Source organism: Enterobacter sp. QK-SA4 (assembly GCF_056856775.1).
Genome location: NZ_JBXFXH010000007.1, coordinates 4,540,109 through 4,562,520, shown reverse-complemented (window position 1 = coordinate 4,562,520; position 22,412 = coordinate 4,540,109). Strand labels below are relative to the sequence as shown.

Sequence of the window (22,412 nt, the reverse complement as noted above, 5' to 3'; positions counted from 1 at the left end):
GGGGAAAAGACGGCGCCGTGCGGTTCCCTCTCCCCTGCGGGGAGAGGGTTAGGGTGGGGGAGAATTATTGATTACCTGCCCATACCACCATCACCTTATCGCCCTTGTGCTCGCGCACGAAGCCATATCCCTCTTTCAGCGATAATGTGGTTTGCTTGCCTTCACCGATCGCCGGATGGCGGGCGCGGAACTGACCCAGCGTTTGCCAGTGGGCGACGGTTAGGGCCTGCTTGCCCGTGACGTCCTGCCAGTTCATATCTGATCGGGTGCCCTGTAATGGGTCAGAACCTGTCGGCCCGAACGGACGCTCGGATTCATCCCCGTAATAGATTTGTACGCTGCCCGGTGCTAACAGAAGCAGCTCCGCAGCTCGCTGGCCCCCTTCGCGGAACAGACGCGTATCGTGTGATGAGAGATAGCTCAGCACGTTGAAGCTTTGCAGCTTTTCCGCCATCTGCTGCCAGGTGAGATCCATATCTGCCAGACAATCCACCGCTTTTGCCGCCTGCTCCTGATAGTCAAAGTTAATCATCGCATCAAAACCGTGGCGGTAATAATCGCTTTGCATCACCCCGTGGCCCCAGGATTCCCCGGTCATCCAGAACGGTGCGTTGTCGAGCTTTTTATCCGGGTTCGCCCCTTTCCAGGCGGCCAGCGCCTGGCTTGCCTGGTCTTTCAGCTGTTGCCAGGCCGCAAGCTCAACGTGTTTCGCCGTATCCACCCGGAAACCGTCGATGCCGTAGTCGCGTACCCACTGGCTCAGCCAGTGGGTCAGATAATCGCGCGGGGTATATTCCGGGATGGCCTTCGCGCGGGTGTCGGGCTTGTGTTGGTAAAAGTTAGGCAATCCGGAAGGCGTCGTGGATTCCGTTTTCAGATCCGGCAGAAATGCCAGCGACATGGTCAAATCGTCGAAGCCAGGGTTGTCGTAATCGCCGATGTCCGTGCGGATCCATTTCTTGCCCCACCATTTCTCCCATGCGGCTTTGTCGCTAAAGTTGATGTAGTCGTTAAAGCTGTGCCAGCTTTGGCCCGCGCCCGGCTTCCAGTCCGTCCAGCGTTCTCCCAGCGTCTTTTTCAGCTCATCACCCTGAAGGTACAGGGCACCAAACTGAAATTCCTGCATGTCTGCCAGCGTGGCATAGCCAACGTGGTTCATAACGATATCAAACAGAACGCGGATCCCGCGCTTGTGCGCTTCATCAACAAGATGGCGTAAATCATCTTCGGTTCCCATGTTGGCGTCGAGCTTCGTCCAGTCCTGGGTGTAGTAGCCGTGATAGGCGTAATGCGGGAAATCTCCTTTGGTGCCACCGCCTACCCAGCCGTGGATCTGCTCAAGCGGGGAGCTTATCCAGAGCGCGTTCACCCCCAACTGCTGTAAATAATCGAGCTTGCCGGCAAGTCCTTTGAGATCCCCGCCGTGGAAGGTGCCAATCTCTTGCATACCGTCTTTATGACGACCGTAGCTGTTGTCGTTGCCCGGGTCACCATTCACATAACGGTCGGTCAGCACAAAATAGACGGTGGCGTTTTGCCAGCTAAACGGCGCCGGCCTGTCGGTTTCGGCGCGCTCAAGCAGCAGCAGGCCGTTACTGTTAGCGGCTGGCTGCAGGGTGATTTTTCCATTCTGCACCGTCGCCGTCTGTTTACTGTAGTAGTCGCGCACCACGGAGCCTTCCGGGAAGGTACTGCTGACGTCCAGCGTCAGCGGTTTGCCGTCCCACTTCGGACACTGGCGGATAACGTTTGCAACCGGCTGTTCTGCGGTACTCTGAATCGTCAGCATGAGGGTGGGCGTGCCGGAGCGGGTATCAATCCGCATCTGGTAGTCACCGTCGCGGAAAAGGCGCCACTGCGGCGGCGTGCCGTCACAGGGCTTGAGCGACAGCATCTCATTGAGTTTTATCGCATCCGCAGGCTGCCAGCACGTCTTGTCAAAACTCAGCGTCAGAGGACGCGTACCCTTCGCAAGCTTTGCCTGGCTGGTGAAGACACCGGTGCCTTCGGCGGTAAATGCGTTAAACCCCGGCGATGACCAGTCGGCATGCGCCAGTGCGGGTAACATCAGAAAGGCTAATGCGGTACGTTTCATTCCTTTTTCCTGTCGCGGCATTTTTGACCAGTGTGCCATCAGGCGGGGGGCTGAAACTCATCCCCTGTCGCTTTCTGCCAGGAGGATGCGTGAGGATGAGTGATCTCGCGCAAAATTAGGCAGTTATCTGCGATAGCGCACACAGTTTTTGTGGAATGATGTTTTTATGAGCAAGTTTCAGGTGACATAGTTTCGGAATTGGACTATTTCTATACGTGCTCTTGAAGTCTATTTTTGATATGATTTGAGATTCCGCTCTCAAATTTGTGAAAAAAATAAGGTGTTGGGATGATTACATCCGACCAGGAGACCTAATGATATCGACTCCCATTCGACGATATGGGGCTGCGATACTCATGTTACTCACCACGGCATTTTCGGGTGAGGTGCTTGCGAAGACGCACACGGATACAACGAGTAAGAAAGCCCACGTAATAAAGACGACAAGTAGTAAGGTTAGCAGTAAACAAGAGTATTCTCGCAATAGTGCAAAGAGTAGTTCACTTCCTGATTTGCGAAAATACCCTTCCGGAACACCAAGGAAAAAAGCGTTTCTCCGGACGGTAATGCCTTACATCACGAGTCAAAATGCCGCGATTACTGCGGATCGTAACTGGCTGATTTCCAAACAGTACGATAGCCGCTGGTCGCCGTCAGAGCGCGCGCGTCTGAAAGATATCACGAAGCGCTACAAGCTGAGCTGGAACGGTAACACCCGTCGTGTGCCGTGGAATGCTCTCCTTGAGCGTGTAGATATCATCCCGGGCAGCATGGTTGCTACCATGGCTGCTGCCGAAAGCGGCTGGGGTACTTCTAAGCTTGCGCGTAGCAACAACAACCTTTTCGGCATGAAATGTGTGAAAGGTCGTTGTAATAATGCCCCTGGCAAGGTGAAAGGCTATTCGCAGTTTGAATCTGTGAAAGATTCCGTCAGCGCTTACGTAGTGAATCTGAACACGCACCCGGCTTACTCATCGTTCCGTAAATCACGCGCTCAGCTGCGTAAAGCGGACCAGGAAGTGACGGCCAGTACGATGATCCACAAGCTGAAAGGTTATTCGACAAAGGGACAGAGCTATAACAACTATCTGTTCGCCATGTACCAGGATAACCAGCGTTTAATCGCCGCCCATATGTAATCTCAAAAAAAACGCCTTCCACTGGAAGGCGTTTTCTTTTCTATATCAGCACCTCGCTGTGGCGATCCCGATACTCCTTCGGCGTGGTGTCATACTCTTTGCGGAACACCGAATAGAAGTATTGCAGAGACGGGTAACCGCACATCTGCGAGATTTCGTTGATCGACAGTGACGTGGAAATGAGCAAGCTGCGTGCTTTCTCTAGCTTTTCAGCATGGATGACGGCATGAATGGTTTCGCCCACCTCTTCTTTAAAACGCTTCTCCAGATTCGAACGCGAAATGCCCACCGAATCCAGCACCTGATCGACCTTAATCCCTTTGCAGGCGTGGTTGCGAATGTAGTGCATGGCCTGAATGACGGCCGGGTCGCTTAAGGAGCGATAATCGGTTGAGCGACGCTCCACCACGCGGACAGGAGGCACGAGCAAACGCTGAAGCGGCAGAGATTCTTTATCGAGCAGACGATGCAGCAGCTTCGCCGCCTGATAGCCCATCTGACGCGTGCCCTGAGCAACGGAGGAGAGCGCCACGCGAGACAGATAGCGGGTCAGTTCTTCGTTATCTATGCCAATCACGCACAGCTTTTCGGGCACCGGAATGTGTAAGTGTTCGCAGACCTGCAGCACGTGCCGCGCGCGAGCGTCCGTCACGGCGATAATACCGGTTTGCGGCGGCAGCGTTTGCAGCCAGTCCGCCAGGCGGTTTTGCGCGTGCTGCCAGTTTTCCGGCGCGGTCTCCAGCCCCTGGTACACCACGCCGCGATACTTCTCCTGTGCGACCAGCTGGCAAAATGCGTGTTCTCGCTCAACGGCCCAGCGCTTGCCGCTGGTGGCCGGTAACCCATAAAACGCGAAGCGATGGACGCCTTTTTCTTTTAAATGGAGAAAGGCGGCCTCGACCAGGGCATGGTTATCGGTGGCAATATAGTGGACCGGCGGATAGTGTTCGGGCGCATGATAGGAGCCGCCGACGCCCACAATCGGGACGTCGACGTCGGTCAACAGCTGCTCAATGACGGGATCGTCATAGTCTGCAATGACGCCATCGCCCAGCCAGTCTTTAATGTTCTCCAGACGGGTGCGAAAATCTTCTTCAATAAAAATGTCCCATTCAGATTGCGACGCCTGCAAATATTCACCAACACCTTCCACCACCTGACGGTCGTAGGCTTTATTGGCATTGAATAACAACGTAATGCGGTGACGCTTTTCAAACATGGCTCACTTCCCAATTAAGTCACAATACGGTTATCAGGCCCGTCGCTTGGTGGCCGAGTCCATCCAGACTGCCAGTAAAAGAATGGCCCCCTTGACGATATACTGCCAAAACGTCGGGACGTCCATCATGCTCATCCCGTTATCCAACGACGCCATGATAAATGCCCCCATGACCGCGCCCGCCACGCTCCCGATACCCCCTGCGAGGCTGGTGCCGCCAATGACGCAGGCGGCGATAGCATCCAGCTCGGCGATGTTACCGGCGGAGGGAGAACCGGCGCCCAGACGCGAGCTGAGGATCAGCCCGGCGATAGCGACCATCAGGCCGTTAATGGCGAAGACCGCCAGCTTGGTACGCTCGACATTGATACCCGAGAGGCGGGCAGCTTCAAGGTTGCCGCCTATGGCATAAATACGGCGGCCAAATGCGGTACGCGTCGCCATAAACATACCGGCCAGCAGTAAAAGCGCCAGCAGCAGGACGGGTGTCGGGACACCGCGATAGTCGTTCAGAAGCCAGATGGCGCCCAGCACAATGACCGCCGTGAGCGCCTGACGCCCCACCACCGATGTTGACGCCGGAGAAACCAGCCCCAGCGCCTGACGACGCATGCGTCCACGCCACTGCCACGCGACAAACCCCAGCAACCCCACCACACCGAGGGTAAAGCCCACGCTATCCGAGAGGTAGCTCTGACCAATCTGCGACATGGCTGCACTGGTCGGGGAGACGGTGGTGCCGTTAGTGATGCCGATTAAGATCCCGCGGAAGGCCAGCATCCCCGCCAGAGTGACAATGAACGATGGCACCTTACGGTAGGCAACCCACCAGCCGTTCCAGGCACCCAGAACCAGACCCAGCACCAGCGTGACCGCCACAGTCAGCGGCAGCGGCCAGCCGAGCCAGACGTCAAAAATCGCCGCCACGCCGCCGAGTAGGCCCATCATCGACCCGACCGACAGGTCGATCTCCGCGGAGATAATCACGAACACCATGCCCACGGCCAGAATGCCGGTGATGGCGGTCTGGCGGAGCAGATTGGAGACGTTACGCGCGCTTAAGTACGAGCCATCGGTCATCCAGGTAAAGAACAGCATGATGACGATAATGGCCGCGATCATCACGAAAACCTGCAGGTTAAGCGCTTTTAGCCCCGCGAACGCACCGGGCGTCGGAACAGCTACTTTGATATCAGACGGATTGCTTTTCGACATGACGTTCGCTCCTTAAAGCGGCTTCCATCACCTGCTCCTGCGTCAGGTTCTGGTTAATCAGGTTGGCTTTCAGTTTTCCCTCGTGCATGACCAGCACGCGGTCGCTCAGGCCGAGCACTTCGGGTAACTCAGACGAAATGACAATGACGGCAATCCCTTGCTGTACAAGCTGATTAATCAGTTTGTAGATTTCATATTTGGCACCGATATCAATCCCGCGCGTCGGCTCATCAAGGATTAATATGCGTGGATTGAGAAGCAGGCAGCGCGCCAGAATCGCCTTCTGCTGGTTTCCCCCGCTCAGGCGGCCAATCGCCAGTTCCGGCGAGGAGGTTTTGACCTTCAGCCGGGCAAGCGACTGGAGGATGCACTGCTGCTCGGCGGCGTCGTCCAGGCTGCTCAGCGCGCCGGAGAATCGATCGAGTGCCGCAAGCGTAATGTTTTTACCCACTGCCATCACCGGTACGATGCCGTCTTTCTTACGATCTTCCGGCACCATGGCAATGCCGTGGGCAATCGCCTGCTGGCAGTTGTCGATTTTCACCGGCTGACCGTCGATATAAACCGCGCCCTCCCAGCGCCCCGGCCACACGCCAAACAGGCACTGTACGGCTTCGGTGCGCCCGGCACCGACGAGGCCAGCAATCCCAAGAATTTCACCGCTGTGAAGGGAAAACGAGACGTTATTGACGCGCTTGATGTGGCGGTTAACGGGGTGCCACGCGGTCAGGTTTTCCACGCGCAGCACTTCATCGCCCGTTGCGTGGGGTTCATTCGGGTAGAGCGCCGTCAGCTCGCGGCCCACCATCATGGTGATGATGTCATCTTCACTCATGCCTGTGGCTTCACGCGTGCCGATGTGCTGCCCGTCGCGGATCACGCAGATGGTGTCCGAAATAGCTTTAACCTCGTTCAGCTTGTGCGAAATGTAGATGCAGGCGATGCCGTGGTTTTGCAGATCGCGGATGATGTTGAGCAGAACCGCGGTTTCCTGTTCGGTGAGCGAGGCCGTGGGCTCATCAAGGATCAGCAGCCTGACCTGCTTATTAAGCGCTTTCGCTATTTCGACCAGCTGCTGTTGCCCGAGCCCCAGATCCCCCACGCGGGTATCCGGTGAAATGTTGAGGCTCACCTGCGCCAACAGCTTTTCGCAACGGAGCGTCATGGTGTCGTAATCCAGCACGCCGCGGTGGGAAATTTCGGCCCCGAGGAAAATGTTCTCCAGCACGGTGAGATGCTTCACCAGCGCCAGCTCCTGGTGAATAATGGCGATGCCTTTGCGCTCGGTATCGCGGATGTGTGTCGCCTGAATCACTTCGCCGGCAAAGACGATTTCGCCTTCGTAGCTGCCGTGTGGGTAGATCCCGCACAGCACTTTCATCAGCGTCGACTTGCCCGAGCCGTTCTCGCCGCACAGCGAAACCACTTCGCCGGGGTTCAACCGGAGGCTAACGTTGTCGACGGCTTTCACCGTGCCGAAGCGCTTGGTGATGCTTTTCATTTCAAGTAAATAGGGCATAACCGCTCCACATAACCCGAGGGAAGAACAGTACAACGTGATGCGCCCCCGCAGAGCAGGGGCTGCGCCGGATTACAGTTCGCTCTTCTTGTGGAAACCGTCTTTAACCACGGTGGCGTCAATGTTTTCTTTATTGACTTCAATCGGCGTGAGCAGGCGAGCTGGAACGTCTTTCAGGCCGTTATTCAGCGTTGCATCTGCTTTAGGTTGTTTGCCATTGCCCAGCTCCACGGCGATTTCCGCCGCCGTATTGGCCAACTGGGTAATCGGTTTGTAGACCGTCATGGTTTGGGTGCCTGCGATAATGCGTTTTACGCCAGCCAGATCGGCATCCTGTCCTGAAATGGCGACTTTTCCGGCCAGCCCCTGCGCGCTCAGGGCCTGGATAGCACCGCCTGCAGTGGCATCGTTGGAGGCCACAACCGCATCAATTTTGTTGTTGTTGGCCGTCAGCGCGTTTTCCATAATTTTCAGCGCGTTTTCTGGCAGCCAGCCGTCGGCCCACTGATCGCCAACCACTTTAATTTTCCCGTTATCGATGTACGGCTTAAGGACTTTCATTTGCCCTTCGCGGAACAGTTTGGCGTTGTTATCTACCGGAGAGCCGCCCATCAGAAAATAATTGCCCTGAGGCACTTTGTCGATCAGGCTTTGCGCCTGTAATTCCCCGACTTTTTCATTGTCGAACGAAATATAATAATCAATATCCGCATTATTAATCATGCGATCATAGGCCAGGACTTTTATGCCTTCCTGTTTGGCTTCTTTCACCACGTTACTTAATACCTGGCCGTTATAGGGGATAATGACCAGAACATCGACGCCACGGTTGATCATATTCTCGATCTGCGACATTTGTGTTTCTTCATTGCCATTAGCCGACTGAACAAACACGCTGGCGCCGAGGGATTCTGCTTTATTCACAAAAATATCGCGATCTTTTTGCCAGCGCTCCAGGCGGAGGTCGTCAATCGCCATACCAATTTTGACCTCTTTGGCATGTCCTGCAAAGCTTGCAAGGAGGAGCGTAGTGCAGAGCGTTAGAGTCAGGTTCTTTATCTTCATAATTATTAGGCCTTTTTGTAGGGGTATGTGTTGCTGAGATAAAAGAAACATTCACTGCTGAGACGCAGCAAATTTTTAACGCGGAAAGGCGGGCTGGCAATTACAGATTTTTATCTTCTCATTATGATATTTGGTTTATTTCTGAATTTATGACCGCGATCGGATTTTAAAATACGTAACGTCTTAATTACATTTGATTCTGGAATACGCGCCGAAAAATAGTTTGTCTGCGCATTATTTTGCGAGCCAGCGCACAGTTGTGCATTCTCTCAATAGCAGTGTGAAATAACGTAATTGAGCAACCCAAAATGTCTATTCACTATTACTCCTGTATCAACGACTCGCCGCATACCCTGATTATGGAGCTCAATATGCAAGCTTATTTCGACCAACTCGATCGTGTTCGTTACGAAGGCCCAAAAACGACAAATCCTTTAGCATTTCGTCACTACAACCCGGATGAGCTGGTGCTGGGTAAGCGCATGGAAGATCATCTGCGCTTTGCCGCCTGTTACTGGCATACCTTCTGCTGGAACGGCGCCGATATGTTCGGCGTGGGTTCCTTTGACCGCCCGTGGCAGCAGCCGGGTGAGGCCATTGAGCTGGCAAAGCGCAAAGCCGATGTGGCGTTTGAGTTCTTCCACAAGCTGAACGTGCCGTACTACTGCTTCCATGACGTGGACGTGTCGCCGGAAGGGGCGTCGCTGAAAGAGTATCTGAACAATTTTGCGCAGATGGTGGATGTACTGGCGGCGAAACAGCAGCAAAGCGGCGTGAAGCTGCTCTGGGGCACGGCAAACTGCTTCACCAACCCACGCTACGGCGCGGGCGCGGCTACCAATCCGGATCCGGAAGTGTTTAGCTGGGCAGCCACGCAGGTGGTGACGGCAATGAACGCTACGCATCAGCTGGGTGGCGAGAACTATGTCCTGTGGGGTGGCCGTGAAGGTTATGAAACCCTGCTGAACACCGACCTGCGTCAGGAGCGCGAGCAGATTGGCCGTTTTATGGAGATGGTTGTCGACCATAAGCACAAAATCGGCTTCCGCGGCACGCTGCTGATCGAGCCGAAACCGCAGGAACCGACCAAGCACCAGTATGACTACGACGTGGCGACGGTGTATGGCTTCCTGAAGCAGTTCGGTCTGGAAAAAGAGATTAAAGTGAACATTGAAGCCAACCACGCCACGCTGGCGGGCCACTCTTTCCATCACGAGATCGCGTCTGCCATTGCGCTGGGCATTTTCGGCTCTGTCGATGCGAACCGTGGCGATGCACAGCTGGGCTGGGACACCGATCAGTTCCCGAACAGCGTGGAAGAGAATGCGCTGGTGATGTACGAGATCGTCAAAGCGGGCGGTTTCACCACCGGCGGCCTGAACTTTGACGCCAAGGTACGCCGTCAGAGCACCGACAAATACGACCTGTTCTACGGCCACATTGGCGCGATGGACACCATGGCGCTGGCGCTGAAAGTGGCCGCGCGCATGATTGAAGACGGCGAGCTGGATAAGCGCGTAGCGAAGCGTTACAGCGGCTGGAACAGTGAGCTGGGCCAGCAAATCTTGAAAGGTCAGTTATCGCTGGCGGAAATTGCGAAGTACGCTGAACAACAGCAGCTGGCGCCGCAGCACCAGAGCGGGCACCAGGAACTGCTGGAAAATCTCGTAAACCACTATCTGTTTGATAAGTGATTGAGATGCACGTAGGCCCGGTAAGCGTTAGCGCCACCGGGCATTTCTGTTAAAGGAGTCACCGTAATGTATATCGGGATCGATCTTGGCACATCGGGTGTGAAAGCTATCCTGTTGAGCGAGCAGGGCGACGTGTTAGCAACGCAGACGGAAACGCTGCAGGTTTCACGTCCGCATTCGCTGTGGTCGGAACAGGATCCGGAACAGTGGTGGCAGGCGACGGATCGCGCAATCAAAGCCTTAGGTGAGCAGCACAGCCTGCGCGACGTTAAAGCGCTGGGGATTGCCGGACAAATGCACGGCGCTACGCTGCTCGATAGCCAGCATCGTGTGTTGCGTCCTGCGATCCTCTGGAACGATGGCCGCTGCGCGGAAGATTGCGCGCTTCTTGAGGAACGCGTACCCAATTCCCGCGAGATTACCGGTAACCTGATGATGCCCGGCTTTACTGCGCCCAAATTGCTATGGGTGCAGCGCCATGAACCGGAGATTTTCCGTCAGGTGGCGAAAGTCCTGCTGCCGAAAGACTATCTGCGTTTTCGCATGACGGGCGATTTCGCCAGCGACATGTCGGATGCCGCGGGCACCATGTGGCTCGACGTGGCGAAGCGCGACTGGAGCGAGGCGATGCTGGATGCCTGCCATTTGACCCGGGAACATATGCCCGCGCTGTACGAAGGCTGTGAGGTGACAGGCGCACTGCTGCCAGCCGTTGCTGAACGCTGGAATATGCCTGCCGTACCGGTGGTAGCCGGGGGCGGCGATAACGCGGCGGGCGCAGTCGGTGTAGGGATGGTTGAGGCGGGCCAGGCTATGCTGTCACTGGGAACGTCTGGCGTCTATTTTGCCGTCAGCGACGGGTATCGCAGTAATCCTGAAAGCGCTGTGCACAGTTTCTGTCATGCCCTTCCCGGGAAATGGCATTTGATGTCGGTGATGCTCAGCGCGGCATCCTGCCTGGACTGGGCGGCAAAACTCACCGGCATGGCCGACGTTCCGGCTCTCATTTCCGCAGCCCAGCAGGCGGATGACGCTGCGGGTACCGTCTGGTTTTTACCGTATCTTTCCGGCGAGCGTACGCCGCACAACAACCCGGAAGCGAAAGGGGTGTTCTTTGGTTTAACCCATCAACATGGCCCGGCAGAACTGGCGCGTGCGGTTCTGGAAGGCGTGGGCTATGCGCTGGCCGACGGGATGGACGTGGTGCACGACTGCGGCCTGAAACCGACGAGCGTCACCCTGATTGGCGGCGGTGCGCGAAGCCCTTACTGGCGACAGATGCTGTCGGATATCAGCGGTTTGCAGCTGGATTTCCGCACCGGCGGGGATGTCGGGCCCGCGCTCGGCGCCGCACGTCTGGCGCAGATAGCCATTCATCCGGAACAACCGTTTTCGCAACTGTTGCCGCAGCTTGCGCTTGAACAGGCGCATTTGCCTGACGCGGAGCGCCATGCGCGGTACGCTGAAAGGCGCGACGTGTTCCGCAAAATCTACCAGCAGCTGCTGCCTCTGATGTCGTAAATACGCTTGTCCTGGAGAGGCACGAGGATGTCCTTTTTTGGTCTGTGCGTGCCTTCATTTCCTTGCCAGTATGGTGTTACACCCACTGGCGAGGAGATTTATCATGTCACGCATTGCATTAATCAACATCGATACTCAGCAGTCATTCCATCACCGCAATTACTGGCAGGAGGACGAAATTCCTGCCTTTCAGCAGGCGATGCTGGGGCTGATCGAAGGCTGCCAGGCGCGCAATATTCCGGTCGTTGATATTTTTCACGTGGATGAAGACGGTCCTTTCACTCTGGAAAGCGGCTATGTCAAACCGATGGCCTTTTTACGTCATCAGCCGGATGTGGTTTTCCAGAAACACGTCCATAATGCCTTCACGGATACCGGGCTTGACCGCTGGCTGCGCGAGCGTGATATCAACAGTGTGATTATCTGCGGAATTCGTACTGAGCAATGCTGTGAAACCACCGCCCGGGTGGCTTCCGATCTGGGTTATGCTGTGACCTTTGTTAGTGAGGCAACGCTGACGTTTCCCATGACGTACAAGGGCATTACCCTTAGCGCAGCGGAAATTCGCCATCGTACCGAGACGGTACTGTCCGGGCGTTTTGCCGAGATTAAAACGGTAGCGGAGACGCTGGAGTCCCTGTAATGAGCATCGACGTCTGGTTCGTGATGTTGCCCGGGGTGCTGTCATTAGACATGACCGGCCCGGCAGAAACTTTTGTGCTGGCAGGCGACGCGTTTCGCCTGCATTACATTGGCCCGCAGCCTGAGGTTCCGACGTCCATTCGCCTGACGATGAGCGGCATTCAGCCGCTGCCGGAGCGTCTCCCGGAAGGCAGCCTGCTGGTGCTGCCGGGTGTGAGCGACTCCCGCAGTCAGTTCTCAACGCCACAGGCGCAGCAGATCCAGCACTGGCTGATGTGCATGCAGCCGCAGATCCAGCGCCAGGAAATCACCGTGATGTGCGTCTGTTCAGGGGCCTTACTGGCGGCGAAATCGGGCCTGTTGAACAACCGGCAGTGCACGACCCATCATGACGTTATTAGCCGTTTACGCACCGCTGCCCCCACGGCGACGATTAAAGAAAACCGCATCTTTGTGCAGGATGAGAACATCTGGACCAGCGCGGGGATCACGTCAGGCATCGATCTGGCGCTGCACATGATTAACCGCCTGTGCGGCCCCGAAAAGGCGCTGAGTGTGGCGCGTGAGATGGTGGTCTGGTTCCGCCGTTCCGGTGACGATCCCCAGCTATCCCCGTGGCTGCGCTACCGCAATCATCTTCATCCGGCGATCCATCGGGCGCAGGATGCGCTCACCGCCGAGCCGCAAAAAGCGTGGAGCTTGCCTGACATTGCCGCACTGGCGCACGTCAGCCCGCGTCATCTCACCCGGCTTTTCCAGTCACATTTAGGGATTAGCGTTCGCGATTATCTGGAGCAGCTGCGTCTGGCGGTGGCGGAACAGTGGCTATTGCAGGGGCGCGGCGTGGAACAGGCTTCACTGGCGGCAGGGTTTTCCTCCCCGCGCCAGTATCATCGTGCCCGGCAGCGCAGCGTTAACTGACGAAGCGGCGAACGTCTATTTTTTGCAGCAGCATCGACAGCAGCAGGCTGATCGCCAGCGTGGCGGCAAAAATCCAGACGATATCCAGCACCGGCCAGCTTTTAAGCTCAACGCCTCTCGTGCGCAGCGCGTGGATCACCAGCGCATGAAAACCGTAAATCCCGAGAGAGTGGCGCGAGATAAGACTCAGCACGGGCAGGGCGCGCGCGTTCAGGGTATTTTTAACGAGCGTGAGCAGTGATAGGGCACAGATAAAGACCATCGGCCCGCAGTAGAGATACCAGGTATCGGCAAAATTGCCGCGCCACTGTAGCTCGTGCAGCGTCCCGCGTGAAATCACCGTCACGCCAGCGATAAACAGCGCCCCGCAGAGCCAGTTCAGACCGCGTTTTTGCGTGTCCATCATCCCGATGGCGCGCCCCAGCATGCCGTAAAGCACATAGTAAAAAGTATCGCCGTTGATATAGAGATTGATCGGCAACCACTCAAATCCGTCGATTTTCTGCGAAACCGTATTCGGGTTGGCGACGATGCCAATCACCACCATCAGGGCCAGAAGCATTTTACCGCTGACGTTTTTTACCTGGATGAGCGGGGAGACCAGATAGATAACGATAATGGCGAAGAAGAACCACAGGTGGTAGAACACCGGTTTTTGCAGCACGTATTTCAGCGATAGCCCGGCGTTAATGGAGGTGAACAGGGTGATATAGAGCAGGGCAACGGCGCTGTAGAACCCCAGGCAGGCCGCGATGCGGATGAAGTGCCGCGGCTGCGCGCTACGTTCGCCAAAAAAGAGAAAGCCGGAAATCATAAAGAATAACGGCACGCTGACGCGCGATGCGGAGTTAAGGATATTGGCAATATCCCAGTTAACGGGGCTGATGCTGTGGGCATTCGTGACGTACCAGGTCGTCGTGTGGATCATGACCACCATCAGACACGCTATTCCTCGCAGGTTATCAATCCAGTTAATTTTTGACTGCATCAGTTCCTCGTATTCCCTGTAAATTGAGTGTGACTGCCATTGTCCAAAAGTCTTCGCTTGGAAAATTCTGAGTTTTATGCGCAGGCTTGCCGGGAGACCGTGAGATTCGCAGAATGGCAGACCTTAATCTATAAAAGTGTTGATATTAAAAATAACAGCCACTGACCAGGGCGGTAATAAAAATGATGATGAAGCGTGCGGCGTCACTCTTTCTGCTGGTGATCCTGGCGGGATGCAGCGCGCCGCAAGAAGCATCTGTGCAAAAAGCGCAGCAGGGTAAAATGAGTCCGGAACGTTCGTTGAATATGGAGTCTCTCTGCAAGGACAAGGCCGCCCGCCGCTATAACTCGGACATTCAGAAAATTAACATCATCGGATTCGAGCGCTTTCAGGGCAGCTATGAACTAAGAGGATATACGGCGCGTAAAGAGGGCTTTGTCTGCTCGTTTGATGCGGACGGTCAGTTTTTACACCTCTCCATGCGCTAGCCTGCTCGTATAATCAGCAGCCAGACGCCGTCAGCGTTCTGGCCGGAAGGCTTATTTCCCAATTTTCCCTAAACAACCCCGTTTCGTACTGTATATCTTGCAGCCAGCGGGTATACTGGTCCCTTCCATTTAAAACCACACGTATCCAGCACGAAATACTATGCAAAAGTTTGATACCAAGACCTTCCAGGGCCTGATCCTGACCTTACAGGATTACTGGGCTCGTCAGGGCTGTACCATTGTTCAACCTTTGGACATGGAAGTCGGCGCCGGCACTTCACACCCGATGACCAGCCTGCGCGCGTTGGGGCCAGAGCCAATGGCGACCGCGTATGTGCAGCCTTCCCGTCGTCCGACCGATGGTCGTTACGGTGAGAACCCGAACCGTCTGCAGCATTACTATCAGTTCCAGGTGGTGATTAAGCCATCACCCGACAACATTCAGGAACTGTACCTCGGGTCGCTGAAAGAGCTGGGTATGGATCCAACCATCCACGACATCCGTTTCGTGGAAGATAACTGGGAAAACCCAACGCTGGGTGCCTGGGGTCTGGGTTGGGAAGTGTGGCTGAACGGCATGGAAGTGACCCAGTTCACTTACTTCCAGCAGGTGGGTGGTCTGGAATGTAAGCCAATCACCGGTGAAATCACCTACGGTCTGGAACGTCTGGCCATGTACATTCAGGGCGTAGACAGCGTTTACGACCTGGTCTGGAGCGACGGCCCGCTGGGTAAAACCACCTACGGCGACGTGTTCCATCAGAACGAAGTGGAGCAATCCACCTATAACTTCGAATACGCGGACGTGGACTTCCTGTTCACCTGCTTCGAGCAGTACGAGAAAGAAGCGCAGCAGCTGCTGGCGCTGGAGACTCCGCTGCCGCTGCCTGCCTACGAGCGTATTCTGAAGGCCGCCCACAGCTTCAACCTGCTGGACGCCCGCAAAGCCATCTCCGTGACTGAACGTCAGCGCTACATTCTGCGTATTCGTACCCTGACCAAAGCCGTTGCAGAAGCTTACTACGCGTCCCGTGAAGCCCTTGGCTTCCCGATGTGCAACCGAAACAAATAAGAGGCGGCCATGTCTGAGAAAACTTTCCTGGTGGAAATCGGCACCGAAGAGCTGCCACCAAAAGCCCTGCGCAGCCTGGCTGAATCTTTCGCTGCGAACGTGACCGCCGAGCTGGATAACGCTGGCCTGGCACACGGTAAAATTGAGTGGTTTGCCGCACCTCGCCGTCTGGCGCTGAAAGTGGCAAATCTGGCGGCGTCTCAGCCGGATCGCGAAGTTGAAAAACGTGGCCCGGCGATTGCCCAGGCGTTTGACGCGGAAGGCAAGCCGAGCAAAGCGGCTGAAGGCTGGGCGCGCGGTTGCGGCATCACCGTCGATCAGGCCGAGCGTCTGACCACGGATAAAGGCGAGTGGCTGCTGTACCGTGCGCACGTGAAAGGCGAAAGCGCGGAAGCGCTGCTGCCGGACATGATTGCCACTTCTCTGGCGAAGCTGCCGATTCCTAAGCTGATGCGCTGGGGCGCGTCCGACGTGCACTTCGTGCGTCCGGTTCACACCGTGACCCTGCTGCTGGGCGATACCGTTATCCCGGCTACCATTCTGGGCGTGGCGTCCGATCGCGTGATCCGCGGCCACCGCTTTATGGGCGAGCCTGAGTTCACCATCGACAATGCCGACCAGTATCCGCAGATCCTGCTGGAGCGCGGTAAGGTCATTGCCGACTACGAACAGCGTAAAGCCAAAATCAAAGCGGACGCCGAAGACGCGGCGCGCAAGATTGGCGGTAACGCAGACCTGAGTGACAGCCTGCTGGAAGAAGTGACCTCTCTGGTGGAATGGCCGGTTGTGCTGACCGCGAAGTTCGAAGAGAAATTCCTGGCCGTTCCGGCTGAAGCGCTGGTGTACACCATGAAGGGTGACCAGAAATACTTCCCGGTCTATGCCAACGACGGCAAGCTGCTGCCAAACTTCATCTTCGTGGCAAACATCGAATCGAAAGATCCTATCCAGATTATCTCCGGTAACGAGAAAGTCGTTCGTCCGCGTCTGGCGGATGCAGAGTTCTTCTTCAACACCGACCGTAAAAAGCGTCTGGAAGATAACCTGCCGCGCCTGCAGACCGTGCTGTTCCAGCAGCAGCTGGGCACGCTGCGCGACAAGACCGACCGCATTGCGGAGCTGTCCGGCTGGATTGCCCGTGAAATCGGTGCAGACGTCAACCACGCGACTCGCGCGGGCCTGCTGTCCAAGTGCGACCTGATGACCAACATGGTGTTCGAATTCACCGACACCCAGGGCGTGATGGGCATGCACTACGCGCGTCACGATGGCGAAGCGGAAGACGTAGCCGTTGCCCTGAACGAGCAGTATCAGCCGCGCTTTGCGGGTGACGAGCTGCCGTCCAACCCGGTTGCATGTGCCGTCGCAATTGCCGATAAGATGGACACCCTGGCGGGTATCTTCGGTATCGGTCAGCATCCGAAAGGCGACAAAGACCCGTTTGCGCTGCGTCGTGCCGCGCTGGGCGTGCTGCGTATCATCGTTGAGAAGAACCTGAACCTCGATCTGCAGACCCTGACCGAAGAAGCGGTGCGTCTGTACGGCGACAAGCTGACCAACGCGAACGTTGTGGATGATGTGATCGACTTTATGCTCGGTCGTTTCCGCGCGTGGTATCAGGACGAAGGTTACACCGTTGACACCATTCAGGCGGTGCTGGCGCGTCGTCCGACCCGTCCGGCTGATTTCGATGCGCGTATGAAGGCGGTTTCCCACTTCCGTACCCTGGAAGCGGCATCTGCCCTGGCCGCGGCCAACAAGCGTGTATCCAACATTCTGGCGAAATCCGACGAGACGCTGAACGAGCGCGTGAACGCCGCAACCCTGAAAGAGCCGGAAGAGATCGCTCTGGCGATGCAGGTTGTGGTGCTGCGCGATAAGCTCGAGCCGTACTTCGCGGAAGGTCGCTACCAGGAAGCGCTGGTGGAGCTGGCCGAGCTGCGTGACGTGATCGATGCTTTCTTCGAGAAAGTGATGGTGAACGTAGAAGATAAAGAGCTGCGTATTAACCGTCTCTCTATGCTCGAGATACTCCGCGAGCTGTTCCTGCGCGTAGCGGATATTTCGCTGCTGCAGTAATGTGCCCGCTGCCCGGCGGCGCTTCGCTTGCACGGGCCTACAGGTGAGAAAAACCCGCTTCGGCGGGTTTTTTTATACCGTTTCGCCCAAAATTTAACCTTGAAACCTTCAACGCATTACCGCTATCCTTAACGTGTTAACTTTCTCGCGCTGGAGCGCCCCCCAAAAATGAACAAACACGACTGATGAATTTCGATCCTTGCTAAACGCCACCGCGTCGGCAGGGGATGTTTTGATTTCATTCAGGAGTGCTTATGGCTCATTTTGCGCAGTCCCCTTCTTTTATTTTGCATCAGGTCACCTGTCAGTTTCCGACGGGCGATACCCTTTTTGGTCCGCTGAATCTCACGCTGGAACCCTCCCTGTGCGCGCTGGTTGGCCGCAACGGCAGCGGGAAAACGCGTCTGCTGCGTCTGCTGGCGGGGCTGGACGAACCGGCTTCCGGTCATATTGAACGCTTTGGCTCGCATGCCTGGGTGGCGCAGCAGCACGTCATTTCGCCGCAGACGACGCTTGCTGAACTGCTCGGGTATGACGCGATTTTTGCGGCGCGTAAGCGCATCGACAGCGGCGATTATCAGCCTGACGATCTGGAGCTGCTTGACGGCCGCTGGGATGTTGCCGAGCGCCTGAGCGAGGCGTTTATCAATGCGCAGCTCCCACCGTTTGATCCGGATAAACCCGCCGGCGAACTCAGCGGCGGCGAGCGCATTCGCGCCCTGCTGTGCGGGGCGTTTACGGCTGAAGCCGATTTCATGCTGCTGGACGAGCCCACTAACCATCTGGACCGACAGGGCCGGGCGTGGTTCTACGACCAGTTGAGTCGGTATCAGGGCGGCGTGCTGGTGGCCTCCCATGACCGTGAGTTACTGGCTCAGGTACCCCGTATCCTTGAGCTGAGCGCCTCGGGTCTGCACAGCTACGGCGGAAATTATGCGGATTATCAAGCCCAGCGCGATGCCGAACAGCAGGCGGCCCGCGCGGCGCTGGAACATGCGGCAACCGAGCGCAAACGCACCCGCGCACGCATGCAAAAAGAGCATGATGACAGCCAGCGGCGGTCGGCAAAGACGTTACGCACCGTCGATACCCTGAATATCGCGTCGTTTGAGCGGGTCAAATATAAAGGCGCGGCAAAGGAACGTATCGGCTCCTGGAAAAAACAGCACAGCGAGCAAAATGAAGCGCTGAACGCTGCGGTTAACAAGGCGCGTGAGCGGGTTGAAGACGATAACCCGGTGATGTTCACTCTGCCGGGGAGTCAGGTCCCGGAGGGCAAACAGGTACTGGTGCTGGAGGATCTGGTGCTGCCGCATGTGCCTGTTCCACCGCTTACCTGGCGTATGGACGGACCGATGCGCGTGGCGTTAAAGGGACCGAACGGCTGCGGAAAATCGACGCTGTTAAAAACTATCCTCGGCGAGATGACTCCCCGTTCGGGTACCTGTAAGGTCTCCGTTAGCTGTGCTTATCTCGACCAGCATCTCTCCCGGCTCGATCTCTCGCAGTCGGTCATGACGCATCTCAATTTGAGTCATACCCCTCTGGAAGAGGGGGTATTGCGAACCCGTTTAGCGCAGCTTCAACTGGGGGCTGACAAAGTGATGCTCCCATTGGCGGCGCTCAGCGGCGGTGAGCGTCTTAAGGCTGCCCTGGCCTGCGTGCTGTGGCGCGCGGAGGCCACGCAGCTTCTGCTGCTGGATGAACCGACCAATCATCTGGATCTGGCTTCAGTCCAGGCCATTGAAGCGGCGCTGGCCGGTTTCCCCGGAGCTCTGCTGGTGGTATCACACGACGAGGCTTTTTTAAGAGGCTTAACGTTAACGCATGAGTGGGTATGGGAAGAGGCGGGCTGGCGTTGCGAGAGCCTTTAAAACACAAGCCCCCGCAGAGGCGGGGGCATTCAATCTTCACTACGCTATCTGTTTACTGAGTGCAGGGTTGGCCTGAATCAGGCGCATCAGCCTTAACTCGGTTGGGGTGGGTTTCTCACGTTTTGACTCCCACTCCTGCACCATAGCCACGCTGACACCCATCGCTCTGGCGAATTCTTCGGTTTTCAGTCCTGTCCCTTTGCGCAATTGCTCATATTCTGTAAAGGGATTGGATTTTTGTTGCAGGCTAATCGTCTGCGGTACGTCTTTAAAAATGATCTGTTCCAGACTGCTCAGCAGCTCAAACTCAGGATCTTTATATTCCATTGAGGACTCCTCTTAAATCTCACATCGTGATCAAGAACATCAGAGAGCCAGTTAAGAATAGTCCCTAATACGAACCTAGGATCGTCACGGGTGTGATTAATCGTGCGATAACGATCGCTTTACCCGATTCAGCGATATGGATAGTTATGCTAATTACCTGATTACTCATATGTCGGCTTCGGCAGGTATTTTTTTGTAAATGGTAAGAAATAAATCGGCAATAGCCGTTTTGCATGAAAAGAGTATCTTGCAAGGCTGACCTGGACTATCCTTGTCAGCGTCGGGCACGCGTGTGCCGGTGTGCGCTTTTTTGGGTGAAAGGAGTAATAAAATGGCGACAGGAAAGTCCTGCTCTCGCTGGTTTGCGCCTATTGCGGCGTTGTTGATGGTTGTTAGCCTGAGTGGGTGTTTTGATAAAGAAGGCGATCAGCGCAAAGCGTTTATCGATTTTCTGCAGAATACAGTGATGCGCAGCGGCGAGCGGTTGCCGACGCTGACTGCGGATCAGAAAAAACAGTTTGGCCCCTTCGTGTCCGATTACGCCATTCTTTATGGTTATTCACAGCAGGTGAGCCAGGCGATGGATTCCGGTATCCGCCCGGTAGTGGATAGCGTGAACGCCATTCGCGTTCCGCAGGATTATATGACGCAGCGTGAACCGCTTCGCCAGTCCAACGGTGCGCTTGGCGTGCTGAGCCAGCAGTTGCAGAATGCGAAAATGCAGGCTGACGCGTCACGTTCTGCGCTGAAGCAGGGCGACGATCTCAAACCTGTCTTCGACAAAGTGTATGAGAAAGTGGTGACGAAACCGTCTGAAGCGCTGCAACCGCTGATTCCGGCCGCGCAAATCTTCACGCAGCAGCTGGTTCAGGTGGGCGACTTTATTGCCCAGCAGGATACTCAGGTGAGCTTCGTTGCCAACGGCATTCAGTTCCCGACCTCGCAGCAGGCAAGCCAGTACAATACGCTGATTGGGCCGCTGGCCTCCCAGCATCAGGCCTTTAGCCAGGCCTGGAGTGCCGCCGTCACGGCCACAGAATAAACCGAAAAAACCCCGCTCCCGGCGGGGTTTTTTTATGCTTATGGAAAATAACGCTTGTCATTCTTCTACCACATCGGTATAACTATCCCCGTCGGTTTGTTACACAGACCTAAAGCAGTTTAGTAAAGCAGTCCAGATTGTTATCCATAGATACCCTTCGTTGTGACCCTTCCTTCATCGCTTAAAAATCTGTAACGCAATCCATCAAGCCGGAAGGCTCAATATATTTGTTAATAAGGTAATTTCTATGTCTGCTAAAATGACTGGTCTGGTAAAATGGTTCAACGCTGATAAAGGTTTCGGCTTCATCACTCCTGACGATGGCTCTAAAGACGTGTTCGTACACTTCTCTGCTATCCAGAACGATGGCTACAAATCTCTGGACGAAGGTCAGAAAGTTTCCTTCACCATCGAAAGCGGCGCTAAAGGCCCAGCAGCTGGTAACGTTGTAAGCCTGTAAGCTTCCAACCCAGTAGCACAAAATTCAAAAACCCGCCTTCTGGCGGGTTTTTTCGTTTCTATCGTTGCACCTGCGGGTTCACGCAGTTTATCTCCACCTTTCCACTTAGGGCGGCGATAAGGTTATCGACCGCAGTGGCCGCCATGTTGTAGCGCGTCTCATGGGTGGCTGAGCCGATGTGGGGCAGGGCGACGACGTTTGGCATTGCCAGCAGCGGGGAATCCACCGGCAGCGGCTCCTGTTCAAACACGTCCAGACCCGCGGCATGGATCTCGCCGTTTTGCAACGCTTCAATCAGCGCCTTCTCATCCACCACCGGGCCGCGACCCGCGTTGATGAAAATGGCGGATTTCTTCATTTTTTCAAACGCCTCTTTACCTATCAGATGACGGGTTTCGTCCGTCAGCGGCAGAACCAGGCAGACAAAATCGGCTTCCTCCAGCAGGGTATCCAGCTCGCAGTAGCGGGCGTTGAAGCGTTCTTCGGCTTCACTGTGATGGCGACGCGCGTTATACAGAATCGGCATGTTAAAACCAAAATGCGCGCGCTGCGCCAGTGCCAGCCCGATACGCCCCATGCCAACAATGCCCAGCGTTTTGCCGTTAACGTCCACGCCGAACCAGTCCGGTCCAATGCTTTTTGTCCATTCGCCCGCTTTGACGCGCTCGGCTACTTCCACCACGCGACGTGCCGTGGTGAGTACCAGCGCCATCAGCGTATCGGCCACGGTTTCCGTCAGGGCATGTGGCGTATGCATCAGCAGGATCTTGCGGGCGTTAAGGGCATCCACATCGAAATTGTCGTAACCCACGGAAACGGTAGAGGTAGCACGAAGCTTCGGCATTTTCTCCAGCAGGGCGACATCCACTTTCTCGCTTGAACCCAGCAGGCCTTCGGCGCTGGCGAACGCTTCGGCGTGCTGCGCCACGGTTTCCGGGCTCAGGTTCTTCACCTGCGTGACGGTGAAGTGTTCTTCAAGGCGTTTCTGCAGATCTTCCGGCAGTGCTTTGTACAAAATGACGGACGGCTTCATGCTAATCTCCGTTAATTTT

19 protein-coding genes are annotated in these 22,412 nt (G+C 55.8%); 11 read left to right on the top strand and 8 right to left on the bottom strand.

Features of this window, described 5'->3' with window-relative positions:
• Positions 1 to 64: 64 nt before the first annotated feature.
• The gene (locus AC1VYI_RS23550; protein ID WP_134866941.1) at positions 65 to 2,095 is read right to left on the bottom strand and encodes an alpha-amylase; all 2,031 of its coding nucleotides are present in this window, start codon (positions 2,093 to 2,095) and stop codon (positions 65 to 67) included.
• Between the two features lie 314 nt (positions 2,096 to 2,409).
• Between AC1VYI_RS23550 and AC1VYI_RS23545 the strand changes: the two genes are divergently transcribed.
• The gene (locus tag AC1VYI_RS23545; protein WP_032661838.1) at positions 2,410 to 3,234 is read left to right on the top strand and encodes a protein bax; all 825 of its coding nucleotides are present in this window, start codon (positions 2,410 to 2,412) and stop codon (positions 3,232 to 3,234) included.
• A 40-nt stretch (positions 3,235 to 3,274) separates the two neighbouring features.
• On the opposite strand, the gene xylR is transcribed toward AC1VYI_RS23545, so the two are convergent.
• The 4 genes from xylR to xylF all read right to left on the bottom strand — a co-directional run bounded on the left by xylR (position 3,275) and on the right by xylF (position 8,252).
• Positions 3,275 to 4,453 carry a D-xylose utilization transcriptional activator XylR gene (xylR, locus tag AC1VYI_RS23540; protein ID WP_023309935.1) on the bottom strand — a complete coding sequence of 393 codons (1,179 nt, stop codon included), beginning with the start codon at positions 4,451 to 4,453 and terminating at the stop codon, positions 3,275 to 3,277.
• Between the two features lie 33 nt (positions 4,454 to 4,486).
• Positions 4,487 to 5,668 (bottom strand): xylose ABC transporter permease XylH, encoded by a 1,182-nt coding sequence (gene xylH / locus AC1VYI_RS23535; protein ID WP_134866940.1) that lies wholly within the window; start codon positions 5,666 to 5,668, stop codon positions 4,487 to 4,489.
• A complete protein-coding gene (locus AC1VYI_RS23530; RefSeq protein WP_134866939.1) occupies positions 5,646 to 7,187 on the bottom strand; it encodes a xylose ABC transporter ATP-binding protein in 1,542 nt (513 codons plus the stop codon). The genes xylH and AC1VYI_RS23530 overlap by 23 nt, the downstream gene beginning before the upstream one ends.
• A 72-nt stretch (positions 7,188 to 7,259) precedes the next feature.
• On the bottom strand, positions 7,260 to 8,252 hold the full coding sequence (gene xylF / locus AC1VYI_RS23525; RefSeq protein WP_134866938.1) for a D-xylose ABC transporter substrate-binding protein: 993 nt from the start codon (positions 8,250 to 8,252) through the stop codon (positions 7,260 to 7,262).
• Positions 8,253 to 8,623: 371 nt separating this feature from the next.
• On the opposite strand from xylF, the gene xylA reads away from it, so the two are divergent.
• From xylA to AC1VYI_RS23505, 4 genes are all read left to right on the top strand, one after another.
• Positions 8,624 to 9,946: a xylose isomerase gene (gene xylA, locus AC1VYI_RS23520; RefSeq protein ID WP_134867405.1), complete on the top strand. Its 1,323-nt coding sequence runs from the start codon at positions 8,624 to 8,626 to the stop codon at positions 9,944 to 9,946.
• Between the two features lie 66 nt (positions 9,947 to 10,012).
• Positions 10,013 to 11,467, top strand: coding sequence for a xylulokinase (xylB, locus tag AC1VYI_RS23515; protein ID WP_134866937.1), 1,455 nt, complete (start codon positions 10,013 to 10,015; stop codon positions 11,465 to 11,467).
• Between the two features lie 103 nt (positions 11,468 to 11,570).
• Positions 11,571 to 12,110: an isochorismatase family protein gene (locus AC1VYI_RS23510; protein ID WP_023309941.1), complete on the top strand. Its 540-nt coding sequence runs from the start codon at positions 11,571 to 11,573 to the stop codon at positions 12,108 to 12,110.
• Entirely contained in the window at positions 12,110 to 13,030 is a 921-nt protein-coding gene (locus tag AC1VYI_RS23505) for a GlxA family transcriptional regulator (protein ID WP_059445353.1), read from the top strand. Before AC1VYI_RS23510 ends, AC1VYI_RS23505 begins: the two co-directional genes overlap by 1 nt.
• Here AC1VYI_RS23505 and AC1VYI_RS23500 read toward each other — a convergent pair.
• Positions 13,023 to 14,018, bottom strand: a complete 996-nt coding sequence (locus AC1VYI_RS23500) for an acyltransferase (RefSeq protein WP_226483394.1) — start codon at positions 14,016 to 14,018, stop codon at positions 13,023 to 13,025. The genes AC1VYI_RS23505 and AC1VYI_RS23500 overlap by 8 nt on opposite strands.
• Before the next feature lie 182 nt (positions 14,019 to 14,200).
• On the opposite strand from AC1VYI_RS23500, the gene AC1VYI_RS23495 reads away from it, so the two are divergent.
• The 4 genes from AC1VYI_RS23495 (at position 14,201) to AC1VYI_RS23480 (ending at position 19,531) form a co-directional block, all read left to right on the top strand.
• A complete protein-coding gene (locus AC1VYI_RS23495) occupies positions 14,201 to 14,506 on the top strand; it encodes a YsaB family lipoprotein (RefSeq protein ID WP_134866935.1) in 306 nt (101 codons plus the stop codon).
• A gap of 160 nt (positions 14,507 to 14,666) precedes the next feature.
• Complete coding sequence (glyQ, locus tag AC1VYI_RS23490; protein ID WP_003860141.1) at positions 14,667 to 15,578, top strand: glycine--tRNA ligase subunit alpha; 912 nt, start codon at positions 14,667 to 14,669, stop codon at positions 15,576 to 15,578.
• A 9-nt stretch (positions 15,579 to 15,587) separates the two neighbouring features.
• Positions 15,588 to 17,657, top strand: a complete 2,070-nt coding sequence (gene glyS, locus AC1VYI_RS23485; RefSeq protein ID WP_045357263.1) for a glycine--tRNA ligase subunit beta — start codon at positions 15,588 to 15,590, stop codon at positions 17,655 to 17,657.
• Positions 17,658 to 17,911: 254 nt separating this feature from the next.
• Complete coding sequence (locus tag AC1VYI_RS23480; RefSeq protein ID WP_134866934.1) at positions 17,912 to 19,531, top strand: ABC-F family ATP-binding cassette domain-containing protein; 1,620 nt, start codon at positions 17,912 to 17,914, stop codon at positions 19,529 to 19,531.
• A gap of 39 nt (positions 19,532 to 19,570) precedes the next feature.
• Here the strand turns inward: AC1VYI_RS23480 and AC1VYI_RS23475 are convergent, their stop codons facing one another.
• Positions 19,571 to 19,858 (bottom strand): HTH-type transcriptional regulator, encoded by a 288-nt coding sequence (locus AC1VYI_RS23475; RefSeq protein WP_023309948.1) that lies wholly within the window; start codon positions 19,856 to 19,858, stop codon positions 19,571 to 19,573.
• 331 nt (positions 19,859 to 20,189) lie between these two features.
• On the opposite strand from AC1VYI_RS23475, the gene AC1VYI_RS23470 reads away from it, so the two are divergent.
• Both AC1VYI_RS23470 and cspE read left to right on the top strand, forming a co-directional pair.
• Positions 20,190 to 20,900 carry a DUF3053 domain-containing protein gene (locus AC1VYI_RS23470; protein WP_023309949.1) on the top strand — a complete coding sequence of 237 codons (711 nt, stop codon included), beginning with the start codon at positions 20,190 to 20,192 and terminating at the stop codon, positions 20,898 to 20,900.
• A gap of 247 nt (positions 20,901 to 21,147) precedes the next feature.
• Positions 21,148 to 21,360, top strand: coding sequence for a transcription antiterminator/RNA stability regulator CspE (gene cspE, locus AC1VYI_RS23465; protein WP_003860775.1), 213 nt, complete (start codon positions 21,148 to 21,150; stop codon positions 21,358 to 21,360).
• 58 nt (positions 21,361 to 21,418) lie between these two features.
• On the opposite strand, the gene ghrB is transcribed toward cspE, so the two are convergent.
• A complete protein-coding gene (ghrB, locus tag AC1VYI_RS23460) occupies positions 21,419 to 22,393 on the bottom strand; it encodes a glyoxylate/hydroxypyruvate reductase GhrB (RefSeq protein ID WP_023309950.1) in 975 nt (324 codons plus the stop codon).
• Positions 22,394 to 22,412: the final 19 nt, after the last annotated feature.

Coding starts and splice junctions, on each gene's coding strand:
- AC1VYI_RS23495 (WP_134866935.1), top strand. CDS start 14,201: ATGATGATGAAGCGTGCGGCGTCACTCTTTCTGCTGGTGATCCTGGCG.
- AC1VYI_RS23505 (WP_059445353.1), top strand. CDS start 12,110: ATGAGCATCGACGTCTGGTTCGTGATGTTGCCCGGGGTGCTGTCATTA.
- ghrB (WP_023309950.1), bottom strand. CDS start 22,393: ATGAAGCCGTCCGTCATTTTGTACAAAGCACTGCCGGAAGATCTGCAG.
- AC1VYI_RS23500 (WP_226483394.1), bottom strand. CDS start 14,018: ATGCAGTCAAAAATTAACTGGATTGATAACCTGCGAGGAATAGCGTGT.
- glyS (WP_045357263.1), top strand. CDS start 15,588: ATGTCTGAGAAAACTTTCCTGGTGGAAATCGGCACCGAAGAGCTGCCA.
- AC1VYI_RS23480 (WP_134866934.1), top strand. CDS start 17,912: ATGGCTCATTTTGCGCAGTCCCCTTCTTTTATTTTGCATCAGGTCACC.
- cspE (WP_003860775.1), top strand. CDS start 21,148: ATGTCTGCTAAAATGACTGGTCTGGTAAAATGGTTCAACGCTGATAAA.
- AC1VYI_RS23545 (WP_032661838.1), top strand. CDS start 2,410: ATGATATCGACTCCCATTCGACGATATGGGGCTGCGATACTCATGTTA.
- xylH (WP_134866940.1), bottom strand. CDS start 5,668: ATGTCGAAAAGCAATCCGTCTGATATCAAAGTAGCTGTTCCGACGCCC.
- AC1VYI_RS23510 (WP_023309941.1), top strand. CDS start 11,571: ATGTCACGCATTGCATTAATCAACATCGATACTCAGCAGTCATTCCAT.
- xylA (WP_134867405.1), top strand. CDS start 8,624: ATGCAAGCTTATTTCGACCAACTCGATCGTGTTCGTTACGAAGGCCCA.
- AC1VYI_RS23550 (WP_134866941.1), bottom strand. CDS start 2,095: ATGAAACGTACCGCATTAGCCTTTCTGATGTTACCCGCACTGGCGCAT.
- AC1VYI_RS23475 (WP_023309948.1), bottom strand. CDS start 19,858: ATGGAATATAAAGATCCTGAGTTTGAGCTGCTGAGCAGTCTGGAACAG.
- AC1VYI_RS23530 (WP_134866939.1), bottom strand. CDS start 7,187: ATGCCCTATTTACTTGAAATGAAAAGCATCACCAAGCGCTTCGGCACG.
- xylF (WP_134866938.1), bottom strand. CDS start 8,252: ATGAAGATAAAGAACCTGACTCTAACGCTCTGCACTACGCTCCTCCTT.
- xylR (WP_023309935.1), bottom strand. CDS start 4,453: ATGTTTGAAAAGCGTCACCGCATTACGTTGTTATTCAATGCCAATAAA.
- glyQ (WP_003860141.1), top strand. CDS start 14,667: ATGCAAAAGTTTGATACCAAGACCTTCCAGGGCCTGATCCTGACCTTA.
- xylB (WP_134866937.1), top strand. CDS start 10,013: ATGTATATCGGGATCGATCTTGGCACATCGGGTGTGAAAGCTATCCTG.
- AC1VYI_RS23470 (WP_023309949.1), top strand. CDS start 20,190: ATGGCGACAGGAAAGTCCTGCTCTCGCTGGTTTGCGCCTATTGCGGCG.